This is a genomic window from Streptomyces sp. NPDC017529, assembly GCF_044329785.1.
Taxonomy (GTDB): domain Bacteria; phylum Actinomycetota; class Actinomycetes; order Streptomycetales; family Streptomycetaceae; genus Streptomyces.
In genome coordinates, this window is sequence record NZ_JBIRJY010000001.1 from 621097 (window position 1) to 632358 (window position 11262).

An 11262-nucleotide genomic window follows, 5' to 3' on the forward strand; every position below is an offset into this window, starting at 1 on the left:
CGTGGGGGGGGGGGGGGGGGGGGGGGGGGGGGGGGGGGGGGGGGGGGGGGGGGGGGTGTGGGGGGGGGGGGGGGGGGGCGGGGGGGGGGGGGGGGGGGGGGGCCCCCCCCCCCCCCCCCGCCGTCACCGCTACCGGCCGTCGCGCGGTCCCGGAACGACCGCCGTGCCCTGCTCGCGTTCGGCCGCGATCCGGTTCACCCGGCCGCGTACCGCGAACCAGCCGACCCACAGCGCGGCGGCGATGACCGGTACCAGCATCACCGTCTGCCGTCCGACGCCCTCGCTGTCGAAGGCCATCAGGACGACGACACCGAGCAGGAAGACGATGGTCGCGATGTCGGTGACGGGCGTGCCCGGCAGCCGGAAGCGGGGGCGCTCGACCAGGCCCGCCTTGGAGCGCCGGACGAACACCATGTGGCAGACCATGATCGTGCACCAGGTGCTGATGATGCCGAGCGCCGCGATGTTCAGCACGATCTCGAACGCGTCCTCGGGCAGCAGGAAGTTGAGCCCCACGCCCAGTACGCACACCGCCGAGGTGAGCATGATGCCGCCGTACGGCACCTGGTTGCGGTTCATCAGGCCCGCGAACTTCGGCGCCGAGCCCGCCATCGACATCGAGCGCAGGATGCGGCCGGTCGAGTAGAGGCCGGAGTTGAGGCTGGACATGGCGGCGGTGAGCACGACGAGGTTCATCACGTCGCCGGCGGCCGGCACGCCGACGTTGGAGAGCACGGTCACGAAGGGGCTCTCGGAGCCGGTGTACTTGTTCCACGGCATCAGCAGCGCGAGGAGGACGACCGAGCCGACGTAGAAGATGCCCACCCGCCACATGATCGAGTTCACGGCCTTGGGGACGACCTTCTCCGGCTCGCTGGTCTCGCCGGCCGTGACACCGACCAGCTCGACGGCCGAGTAGGCGAAGACGACGCCCTGCAGCACGATCACCACGGGCAGCAGGCCGCTCGGGAAGAAGCCGCCGTGGTCGGTGATCAGGCTCAGGCCCGGGGTGTCGCCGCCCACCGGGTGCTGGGTGGCCAGCAGGAAGATCCCGATGAACATGAAGACGACCAGCGCCACGACCTTGATGATCGCGAACCAGAACTCCATCTCACCGAAGATCTTCACCGAGATGAGGTTGATCGACAGCACCACCGCGAGCGCGATCAGCGCCATCACCCACTGCGGGATGGCGGTGAACAGGCTCCAGTAGTGGGTGTAGAGCGCGATGGCGGTGATGTCGGCGATGCCGGTCGTCGACCAGTTGACGACGTACATCCAGCCCGCGACGTACGCGCCCTTCTCCCCCAGGAACTCCCGCGCGTAGGAGACGAAGGAGCCCGACGACGGGCGGTGCAGCACCAGTTCGCCCAGGGCCCGGACGACGAAGAACGCGAACAGGCCGCAGACCGCGTACGCGACGGCGAGCGCGGGCCCGGCGGAGGCGAGCCGGCCGCCGGCGCCCAGGAACAGGCCGGTGCCGATCGCCCCGCCGATCGCGATCATGTTGATGTGCCGGCCCTTGAGGCCCTTGCTGTATCCGGCGTCCCCCGCGTCCTGGGCGGTCGGCGCCTTCCCCCCGCCCGGTGGCCTGTTGGCTTCTTCCTGGACGGTTTCCGTGCTCACAGCTGGTTCATCTCGCTTTCGGGCAGGCGATGGAGCCGTCACCGGCCCCACGGGTCACGCGAGTCCGGCCGACGGCACACCTTCCCCCAGAGCCGCCCCCGCGTCTGTGTTCTGGATCACAGCGTGTATGAGCCATCAATAATCGGTCCGCATATGTCCCGAATGACCTGTCGACGGGGTGCGCGCATGCCTTGCAATTCGCCACGCTCCGGTCATCACCGCTCACGCAGAAGAGCGGAAGCGGGAGAGGATTCCGGCCGGGCGTGGCCGGAAACCGACAGGACGGTGAAGCACGGGTGTCCTGTCGGGAGGTTTCACAAGGCTGGTGAGACAGCAATACTGTTGAACACGGACCGCGCCTCAGGGAGCGCGGCGGGCACCGGGGGCGCGGCGGACGCGCGGACGCGGCGAGGGAAGTGAGGCGCGGCATGGCCACCGAGACCGGGGAAGAGACGCTCACCGTCGACGAGTTGGCCGCCCGCGCGGGCGTGACCGTGCGCACCGTCCGCTTCTACAGCACCCGCGGCCTGCTGCCCCCGCCCGCGATCGGCCCGCGACGCGTCGGCCGGTACGGCGCCGCCCACCTCTCCCGGCTCGCGCTGATCGAGGAGCTCCAGCACCACGGCATGACGCTGGCCGCCATCGAGCGCTACCTCGCCCAGCTCCCCGCCGACCTCAGCGAACACGACCTCGCCCTGCACCGGGCGCTGGTCGCCTCCTGGTCGCCGGACTCCTCCCAGGAGGCGACCCTGGCCCAGCTGGAGCGCCGCGCGGGCCGGGCGCTGAGCGAGGACGACATCGACCGGCTGGCCGCCATGGACGTCCTGGAGCGCACCGGCGTCCCCGGCGCGTTCCGGGTCGATCCGGCCGTCCTCCACCTGGGCGTCCGGCTGCTGGACGTGCCGATCTCGCTGGAGACGCTGCTCGCCGCCCGCCGTGTCGTCCTGGACCACACGCGGTCGGCGGCGCGCGAGCTGACCCGGCTCTTCCACGACGAGGTGTGGGGCCCTTACCGGGCGCGCGAGTCGGACCCGGAACAGGTGGAGTCGATGAAGTCGCTCTCCGCCCATATGCAGCCGATGGTGGTGCAGGCGCTGGTGACGGCCTTCCAGCGGTCGATGCGGGAAGAGTTGCGGGCGACGTACACCGAGGAGTGAGCGCGCCCCGGGCGGGCATGACCTGGGTGCCGGTCCCCCGTATGCGGCCGGCGGTGCGGGAACAGCCCTACGAGCGAGACGAGGCCGCGGGTGGAGGGGCGGAGCATCTCCCGGGCCGAGGCGGCGGACATCCTCGGCCGGCAGGAGGACCACTTCTGGGAGTTCAAGAGCGCCCGCAGCGGCGGCGCGGTCGTCCAGGTGATCGCCGCCGCGCTGGCCAACGCCGAGGGCGGCGAGTTCATCGTCGGCATCGAGGACCCGCGCAGCGGGCGGGGCCTGGCGCGGTGGCGGGGCTTCGCCTCCCTGGAGGACGCCAACTTCGTGCAGCAGGCCATGGTCGACCAGGTCGAGCCGCCGGTGCCGTACGACATCGAGTTCCTGCGCGTCGAGGGGCGTGCGGAGCTGGGCTGGGCCTGCCTGGTCACGGTCCACAAGAGCCCGGACGTGCACAAGACGGCCAGGGGCGAGGTGCCGCAGCGCCGCGGCGCGCAGTCGCGGCGGCTGAAGGGGACGCAGATCACCGACCTCTCGCTGTCCAAGGGCGCCCGTTCCTACGAGGACCAGCTGCTGCGCGACTACGGCTCCGAGGAGCTGCGCGACGAGGACGAGCTGCACGTCTTCCTCGGCCGGTACAGCCCGCGGTCCTCCCCCGAGCGGTTCGTGCGCCGGCAGCGCCTGGTGGACCGCGGCGGCGCGCTGGCCACCGTCGCGGGCGCCGTCCTGTTCGCCGCCGAGCCGCCCGCCGTGGTCCCGAAGAAGTGCTCGGTGAAGATCGCCCGGTACGAGACCGGGGAGCAGGTCCCCGACCGCCGGCACCTGAAGTCGGCGCCGACGACGGTCGACGGCCCGGCCAGGGTGCTGATCGACCGGACGCTGGCGGCGGCCACCCGGATCATCCAGTCGGTGCCGGTGCTCGGCGCGGACGGCTCCCTTTCGCCGATGGCCTATCCCCCGGAGGCGCTGAAGGAGATCATCGTCAACGCGGTGATCCACCGGGACTACAACCTCTCCGACGACATCCTCATCTCGATCTTCGACAACCGGGTGGAGGTGCGCAGTCCGGGCCGGCTGCCCGGCCACATGACGCCGGACAACCTGCTCACGGACCGCTTCGCGCGCAACCCCACGATCGTGCGGCTGCTGAACAAGTACCCGGACCCGCCCAACAAGGACATCGGCGAGGGCCTGGACACCGTACTGAGCACGATGAAGGCCGCGAAGCTCAAGGAGCCGCGGTTCTACGTGGAGGCGAACGCGTTCGTCGTGGTCCTGGAGCACACCCCGCTCGCCCGCCCGGAGGAGCTGGTCCTGCGGTACCTGCGGTCGAATCCGGAGATACCCAACCGGATCGCCCGCCGGATCACCGGTATCGCCTCCGAGAACCGGATGAAGCGGGTCTTCCACCGGCTGCGGGACGCCGGGAAGATCGAGCCCGTGCCGGACCGGGCCGGTTCGCGGGCGGCGTGGCGCCTCAAGCAGGAGTGACCGGCCGACAGGAGTGACCGGCAGGCAGGAGTGATCTGCGGTGTGCGGACCGGCCGCGGCGGGCCGGTCCGCGTCACCCGTGCGTCACGCGTCGCCGAACGTCTCTCCCCGTTCTGCCTTGTCCACCAGCAGCGCCGGGGGCGCGAACCGGTCGCCGTACGCGGCCTGGAGTTCGCGGGCGCGGGCCACGAAGCCGGGCAGCCCGCCTTCGTAGCCGTTGATGTACTGGATGACCCCGCCGGTCCAGCCGGGGAAGCCGATGCCCAGGATGGAGCCGATGTTGGCGTCCGCGACGGAGGTCAGCACGCCCTCCTCGAAGCAGCGGACGGTGTCCAGGGCCTCGGCGAACAGCATCCGCTCCTGCATGTCCCGGAAGGGGATCGCGGCGTCGGCCTTCGTGAAGTGCTCGCGCAGGCCCGGCCACAGGCCGGTGCGCCCGCCGTCCTCGCCGTACTCGTAGAAGCCACCGCCGCCGCTGCGGCCCGGCCGCCCGAACTCGTCCACCATGCGGTCGACGACGGTGTCGGCCGGGTGCTCCGTCCAGGTGCCGCCGGCCGCCTCGACCGCCCGCCGCGTCTCGTCGCGGATCTTGCGCGGGAGGGTGAGGGTCAGCTCGTCCATCAGGGAGAGGACCTTGGCCGGGTAGCCGGCCTGGGCGGCGGCCTGTTCCACGGACGCGGGCTCGATGCCCTCGCCGACCATCGCCACGCCCTCGTTGATGAAGTGGCCGATGACGCGGGAGGTGAAGAAGCCGCGCGAGTCGTTGACGACGATGGGGGTCTTGCGGATCTGGCGTACCAGGTCGAAGGCGCGGGCCAGCGCCTCGTCGCCGGTCCGCTCCCCCTTGATGATCTCCACCAGCGGCATCTTGTCGACGGGCGAGAAGAAGTGCAGGCCGATGAAGTCGGTGTCGCGCTCGACGCCTTCGGCGAGGCCGGTGATGGGCAGGGTGGAGGTGTTGGAGCACAGCAGCGCGTCGGGGGCGACGATGTGCTGGATCTCCTGGAACACCTTGTGCTTGAGGGAGGTGTCCTCGAAGACCGCCTCGATGACGGCGTCGCAGCCGGCCAGGTCCCGCGGGTCGGCGGTGGGGGTGATGCGGGCGAGCAGTTCGTCCCGCTTGGCCTCGGTCGTCCGGCCGCGGCTCAGCGCCTTGGCGAGCAGCCCTTCGGAGTACGCCTTGCCCTTCTCGGCCGCCTCCCGGGAGACGTCCTTGAGGACGACCTCGATACCGGCCTTGGCACAGGCGTACGCGATGCCGGCGCCCATCATGCCGGCGCCGAGCACCGCGACCTTCTCGACGGTGCGCGGCGCGATGTCCTGGGGGCGGCTGGCACCGGAGTTGACCGCCTGGAGGTCGAAGAAGAACGCCTGGATCATGTTCTTGGAGGTCTGGCCGGTGACCAGCTCCACGAAGTAGCGCGCCTCGATGGCCTGCGCGGTCTCGAAGTCGACCTGGGAACCTTCGACGGCCGCCGCGAGGATGTTGCGCGGTGCCGGGTAGGGGGCGCCGTTCAGCTGCTTCTTCAGGTTGGCCGGGAAGGCCGGGAGGTTGGCGGCGAACTTCGGGTGCGCCGGCGTGCCGCCGGGGATCTTGTAGCCCTTGACGTCCCAGGGCTGCTGGGACTCGGGGTGTGCGTCGATGAACGCGCGTGCCTTTTCGAGCAGTTCCCCAGGGGTGGCCGCGACGTCGTGGATCAGGCCGTTGTCCTTGGCGCGCGTGGCGTTGTACTGGGTGCCCTGGAGCAGCACCTTCAGGAGCGCATCGGCGATGCCCAGCAGCCGGACCGTGCGGACCACGCCGCCGGCCGCCGGGAGCAGGCCGAGGGTGACCTCGGGCAGGCCGATCTTGGTGGCGGGGGTGTCGAGGGCGACGCGGTGGTGGCAGGCGAGCGCCAGCTCGTAACCGCCGCCGAGGGCCGCGCCGTTGATGGCGGCGACGACCGGCTTGCCGAGGGTCTCGATGCGGCGCAGGTCGCGCTTGATGCCCTGGCCGGTCTCGAACGCCCGGCCGGCGTGCTCGGGGGTGACGGCGATCAGGTCGCGCAGGTCGCCGCCGGCGAAGAAGGTCTTCTTGGCGGAGGTGAAGATGACGCCGCGTACGGTGTCCCGCTCGGCCTCCAGGCGGTCGGCGACGGCCGTCAGCGAGGTCTTGAATGCCGCGTTCATGGTGTTGGCCGACTGGTCCGGGTCGTCGAGGACGAGGGTGACGACGCCGGTCTCGTCCTGTTCCCAGCGGATGGTGGTGGACTCGGTCATGATGCGTGCTCCGTAGTGGGTGCGGACGAGGGTCAGACGCGCTCGATGACGGTGGCGATGCCCATGCCGCCGCCGACGCAGAGGGTGGCCAGGCCGTAGCGCTTGTCCTGGCGCTCCAGTTCGTCGACGAGGGTGCCCAGGATCATCGCGCCGGTGGCGCCGAGCGGGTGGCCCAGGGCGATGGCGCCACCGTTGACGTTGACCTTGTCCAGGCTCAGGCCCATGTCCTTGACGAAGCGCAGCACCACCGCGGCGAACGCCTCGTTGATCTCGACCAGGTCGATGTCGTCGATGGTCAGCCCCGCCTTGGCCAGCGCCTTGCGGGAGGCGGGCGCGGGACCGGTGAGCATGATCGTCGGTTCGGAGCCGGAGACCGCGGCGGAGACGATACGGGCGCGCGGGGTCAGACCGTAGCGCTCGCCGACCTCGCGGGAGCCGATGGCGACCAGCGCCGCGCCGTCCACGATGCCGGAGGCGTTGCCCGCGTGGTGGACGTGGTCGATCTTCTCGATCCAGTGGTACTTCTGCAGGGCCACCGCGTCGAAGCCGCCCATGTCGCCGATGGCGGCGAACGACGGCTTGAGGCCGGCCAGCGAGTCGGCGGTGGTGCCGGGCCGCATGTGCTCGTCGTGGTCGAGGACGACCAGGCCGTTGCGGTCGGTGACGGGCACGACGGAGCGCGCGAAGCGGCCGTCTTTCCAGGCCGCGGCGGCGCGCTCCTGGGACAGCGCGGCGTATTCGTCCACGTCACGGCGGGAGTAGCCCTCGACGGTGGCGATGAGGTCGGCGCCGATGCCCTGCGGGACGAAGCCGGTGTCGAAGTTGGTCATCGGGTCGGCGAACCAGGCGCCGCCGTCGGAGGCCATCGGGACCCGCGACATCGACTCGACGCCGCCCGCGAGCACCAGGTCCTCCCAGCCGGAACGGATCTTCGCCGCGGCCATGTTGACCGCTTCGAGCCCCGAGGCACAGAAGCGGTTCTCCTGGACGCCCGCGACGGTGTCCGGCAGCCCGGCGGCGATGGCCGCGATGCGGGCGATGTCCGAGCCCTGGTCGCCGACCGGTCCGACGACGCCGAGCACGATGTCGTCGACGGCGGCCGGGTCGAGGCCGGGGAAGCGGCGGCGCACCTCGTGGACGAGGCCGACGACGAGGTCGATCGGCTTGGTGCCGTGCAGCGCGCCGTTGGCCTTGCCGCGGCCGCGCGGGGTGCGGATCGCATCGTATACGTACGCTTCGGAAGTCAAGGGGAGCAGCCTTTCCAGCTCTTGGTTCGGTGCGGCGGGGGTGGGAGTACGGGAGGTACGGGACGCCACGGGCCCGTGGGCCGGCCGGTCAGCCGAGCAGGGAGCGGCCGATGATCTCCTTCATGATCTCGGTGGTGCCTCCGTAGATGGTCTGGATGCGGCCGTCGGTGAAGGCCCTGGCGACCGGGTACTCGCTCATGTAGCCGTAGCCGCCGTGCAGTTGCAGGCAGCGGTCGGCGACGCGCTTTTGCAGTTCGGTGGCCCACCACTTGGCCATCGAAGCATGCACGGCGGCCAGCTGCCCGTCCGAGTGGTCCACGATGCAGCGGTCGAGGAACTCCCGCGTCACGGCGCACTCGGTGGCCATCTCGGCTATCTCGAAACGGACGTGCTGGAGCTTGGCGAGCGGCCGGCCGAACGCCTCGCGCTCCTTCACGTACCGCGTGGTGATCTCCACGAGGTGCTCGGCGGCGGCGATGCCGGCGACCGCGATGCCCATCCGTTCCTGCGCGAGGTTGGTCATCAGGTGGACGAACGCGCCGTTCAGCTCGCCGAGCAGGTTCTCCTTGGGCACCCGTACGCCGGTGAAGAACAGCTCGGCGGTGTCCTGCGCCTTCTGGCCGATCTTGTCCAGGTTGCGGCCGCGTTCGAAGCCCGCCGCCCCGCGCTCGACGACCAGCAGGCTCAGGCCGTGGGCGCCGCCCTCGGGCGTGGTCCTGGCGACGACGATCACCAGGTCGGCGAGGATGCCGTTGGAGATGAAGGTCTTGGAGCCGTTCAGGATCCAGTGGTCGCCGTGGTCCTCCGCCGTGGTGCGGATGCCCTGGAGGTCGGAGCCCGCGCCGGGCTCGGTCATGGCGATGGCGGTGATGGTCTCGCCGCTGCAGAATCCGGGCAGCCAGCGGCGCTTCTGCTCCTCGGTGGCGAGCTGGGTCAGGTACGGGCCGACGATGTCGTTGTGCAGGCCGACGGCGAGCCCGGCGGCGCCGGCCCGGGTGAACTCCTCGGCCAGCACGGCGGCGTACCGGAAGTCGGTGTTGCCGCCGCCTCCGTACTCCTCGGGCACGGCCAGGCCCAGCAGGCCCTGCTTGCCCGCCGCGCGCCAGGCGTCGCGGCTGACGATGCCGTCCTTCTCCCACTGTGCGTAGTGCGGGGTCACCTCCCTGTCCAGGAAGGTCCGTACGGTCCGGCGGAACGCTTCGTGGTCCTCGGTGAAGATCTGGCGCTTGAGCTGCGCGGTCATCGTTACGGGCCTCCTCGGGACGGCGGTGGGTCGGCGGCGGGTCGGTGGCCGTCAGCCGGCCGTAGGCCCCGGTCCGGCGCGGCCGTCCGACGCACGGGTGCCGTCGCGCCAGGCCGTGCCGGCGGACGCGCCGCGGGCCGGTTCCCTGCGGTCGGTCAGTGCCGGGACGCCCCAGTCGCGGGCGACGTCCGCCGTGTCGGCGCCGGGCCGGGCCGGCGGTCTGCGGACCGCGCCGGGGGTGGCGGAGAAGCGCGGGGCGGGGGCGGGCTGGGTGATGCCGCCGTGGTCGACGAAGGTGCCGCGGGCGGCGAGGTGCGGGTGGTCCGGTGCCTCGCGCAGCGAGAGCACGGGCGCCACGCAGGCGTCGGACGCCGCGAAGACGGCGGTCCACTCCTCGCGCGTACGGGTCCTGAAACGGGCGGCGATGGCGGCCCGCAGCTCCTCCCAGGCGGCCGGGTCGTCGCGCGGGGGCACCTCGTCCCCGATGCCGAGCAGCCTGCCGAACTCGCCGTAGAACCGCTGCTCCAGGGCGCCGACCGCCATGTGGCCGCCGTCGGCGGTCTCGTACGTACCGTAGAACGGCGCCGCCCCGTCGAGGAGGTTGGCGCCGCGCCGGTCCTGCCAGCCGCCGGCGGCCAGCATGCCGTGGATCATCGCGGTGAGGTGGGCCGTGCCGTCGACGATGGCCGCGTCCACGACCTGGCCCCGGCCGTCCTCGGTACGGGCGTGCTGGAGCGCGGCCAGGACGCCGACGACCAGGTAGAGGGAGCCGCCCGCGTAGTCGCCGAGGAGGTTGGCGGGGACGGCGGGCGGCCCGCCGGGCGGCCCGATCATGCCGAGCGCGCCGGTGACGGCGATATAGCCGATGTCGTGGCCCGCGGTGCCGGCCAGCGGCCCCTGCTGGCCCCAGCCGGTCATCCGCCCGTACACCAGCCGGGAGTTGCGGGCCAGGCAGGCGTCCGGGCCGACGCCGAGGCGCTCGGCGACGCCGGGGCGGTAGCCCTCGATCAGGATGTCGGCGCGCTCGGCCAGGTCCAGCACCTGCCCCGGCCCCTCGGCGGACTTCAGGTCCACGAGCACGGAGCGCTTGTTGCGGTTGGTGACGTCGTACGCCGGGTCGATGCCGAGGCCGGCCCCGCCCGGCCGGTCGACGCGTACGACGTCGGCGCCGAGGTCGGCCAGGAGCATCGCGGCGAACGGGCCGGGGCCGATCCCGGCCAGCTCCACCACGCGCACCCCGTCCAGCGGGCCGTTGCCTGTCCCTGCCATCGGGCCCCCTGAGCTCCGCAGCACTGTGACACATCTGATGTAACACTCGCGATGTTAAGAACGTGTTCCACTTTCCACAAGCCCCCACGGCGCGGGTCCGCCGGGAAAAGCCCCGTGGCGGCGGTGGTCAACTCCCACCGCCGCCAGGGGCCTTCACCCGTCACCTCACCGGCGGCGCGCTCGGCCGCGGGCAACGGCCCGCGCGGCGGCCGCGGAGGGACAATGGCCGAATGCCTCATACGCACCTCGCATCCCAGCTGTTCGACGTCAGCCACGGTCAGGGCCTCCGCCAGTTCGCCGAACTGGCCCTGGCACTGCTGCTCTCCTCCCTCATCGGGCTCGAACGGCAGGTGCAGCAGAAGAGCGCGGGGCTGCGCACCCACACCCTCGTCGGCGTGGGCAGCGCGCTGTTCATGGAGGTCTCGGTCCACGGCTTCTACGCGCTCCTGGGCACGGACGGCGTCGCGCTGGACCCGTCCCGGGTGGCCGCGCAGATCGTCTCGGGCATCGGCTTCATCGGCGGTGGCCTGATCTTCGTGAAGAAGGACGCCGTACGGGGGCTGACGACCGCCGCGACGATCTGGCTGACCTGCGCCATCGGCATGGCCTGCGGCGGCGGCCTGCCGCTGCTGGCCGTCGGCGCGACCCTGGTCCACTTCCTCGTCGTCCGCGGCTTTCCCAAGCTGTTCTCCGGCCGGAAGAGTTCGCCGTCCGTCGAACGCTTCGAACTGCGCCTGAGCTACCGTGCCCAGCACGGCCTGCTGGGGCGGATGCTGGAGATGTGCACCAGCAGCGGCTTCCTGGTGACCGACGTCCAGGTGGAGACGGCCTCGGACGACCGGGTGCCCGCCGAGGTGCTGCTGCGCCTGGAGGGCACGGCCTCGGCGCACCCGCTCGTGGAGCGGCTGTCCGAGCTGGACGGGGTGCGCGGGGTGTCGATGGGGCAGGAAACGGATCGTACGGAGTGACGGGTGGG

Annotated in this window: 9 protein-coding genes (1 of these 9 only partly in view); 4 read left to right on the top strand and 5 right to left on the bottom strand. The window is 71.7% G+C overall.

What is annotated here, in order from left to right:
* Nucleotides 1-245 carry the final stretch of an MFS transporter gene (locus tag ACH4K4_RS02320; protein WP_398164156.1) on the top strand. It extends 1666 nt beyond the left edge of the window, so only the last 245 of its 1911 coding nucleotides appear in the window; its start codon lies beyond the left edge, outside the window; its stop codon occupies nt 243-245.
* Here the strand turns inward: ACH4K4_RS02320 and ACH4K4_RS02325 are convergent.
* Nucleotides 130-1626, bottom strand: coding sequence for an amino acid permease (locus ACH4K4_RS02325; RefSeq protein ID WP_398164157.1), 1497 nt, complete (start codon nt 1624-1626; stop codon nt 130-132). The genes ACH4K4_RS02320 and ACH4K4_RS02325 overlap by 116 nt on opposite strands.
* A 428-nt stretch (nt 1627-2054) precedes the next feature.
* On the opposite strand from ACH4K4_RS02325, the gene ACH4K4_RS02330 reads away from it, so the two are divergent.
* Together ACH4K4_RS02330 and ACH4K4_RS02335 are read left to right on the top strand one after the other, a co-directional pair.
* The gene (locus tag ACH4K4_RS02330) at nt 2055-2783 is read left to right on the top strand and encodes a MerR family transcriptional regulator (protein ID WP_398164159.1); all 729 of its coding nucleotides are present in this window, start codon (nt 2055-2057) and stop codon (nt 2781-2783) included.
* A 90-nt stretch (nt 2784-2873) separates the two neighbouring features.
* Nucleotides 2874-4268 (top strand): ATP-binding protein, encoded by a 1395-nt coding sequence (locus tag ACH4K4_RS02335; RefSeq protein ID WP_398164160.1) that lies wholly within the window; start codon nt 2874-2876, stop codon nt 4266-4268.
* Nucleotides 4269-4352: 84 nt separating this feature from the next.
* On the opposite strand, the gene ACH4K4_RS02340 is transcribed toward ACH4K4_RS02335, so the two are convergent.
* From ACH4K4_RS02340 to ACH4K4_RS02355, 4 genes are all read right to left on the bottom strand, one after another.
* Nucleotides 4353-6527: a 3-hydroxyacyl-CoA dehydrogenase NAD-binding domain-containing protein gene (locus ACH4K4_RS02340; protein ID WP_398164162.1), complete on the bottom strand. Its 2175-nt coding sequence runs from the start codon at nt 6525-6527 to the stop codon at nt 4353-4355.
* Between the two features lie 32 nt (nt 6528-6559).
* On the bottom strand, nt 6560-7774 hold the full coding sequence (locus tag ACH4K4_RS02345) for an acetyl-CoA C-acetyltransferase (protein ID WP_398164163.1): 1215 nt from the start codon (nt 7772-7774) through the stop codon (nt 6560-6562).
* A gap of 88 nt (nt 7775-7862) precedes the next feature.
* Nucleotides 7863-9017, bottom strand: coding sequence for an acyl-CoA dehydrogenase family protein (locus ACH4K4_RS02350; RefSeq protein WP_398164164.1), 1155 nt, complete (start codon nt 9015-9017; stop codon nt 7863-7865).
* Between the two features lie 51 nt (nt 9018-9068).
* Nucleotides 9069-10286 (bottom strand): CaiB/BaiF CoA transferase family protein, encoded by a 1218-nt coding sequence (locus ACH4K4_RS02355; protein WP_398164166.1) that lies wholly within the window; start codon nt 10284-10286, stop codon nt 9069-9071.
* A 230-nt stretch (nt 10287-10516) separates the two neighbouring features.
* Here ACH4K4_RS02355 and ACH4K4_RS02360 point away from each other — a divergent pair, with 230 nt between their 5' ends.
* Complete coding sequence (locus tag ACH4K4_RS02360; RefSeq protein WP_398164167.1) at nt 10517-11254, top strand: MgtC/SapB family protein; 738 nt, start codon at nt 10517-10519, stop codon at nt 11252-11254.
* Nucleotides 11255-11262 lie beyond the last annotated feature (8 nt).

Bases quoted from the DNA above. Each gene is read 5' to 3' on its own strand.
- ACH4K4_RS02330 (WP_398164159.1), top strand. From the start codon at position 2,055: ATGGCCACCGAGACCGGGGAAGAGACGCTCACCGTCGACGAGTTGGCC.
- ACH4K4_RS02340 (WP_398164162.1), bottom strand. From the start codon at position 6,527: ATGACCGAGTCCACCACCATCCGCTGGGAACAGGACGAGACCGGCGTC.
- ACH4K4_RS02350 (WP_398164164.1), bottom strand. From the start codon at position 9,017: ATGACCGCGCAGCTCAAGCGCCAGATCTTCACCGAGGACCACGAAGCG.
- ACH4K4_RS02355 (WP_398164166.1), bottom strand. From the start codon at position 10,286: ATGGCAGGGACAGGCAACGGCCCGCTGGACGGGGTGCGCGTGGTGGAG.
- ACH4K4_RS02360 (WP_398164167.1), top strand. From the start codon at position 10,517: ATGCCTCATACGCACCTCGCATCCCAGCTGTTCGACGTCAGCCACGGT.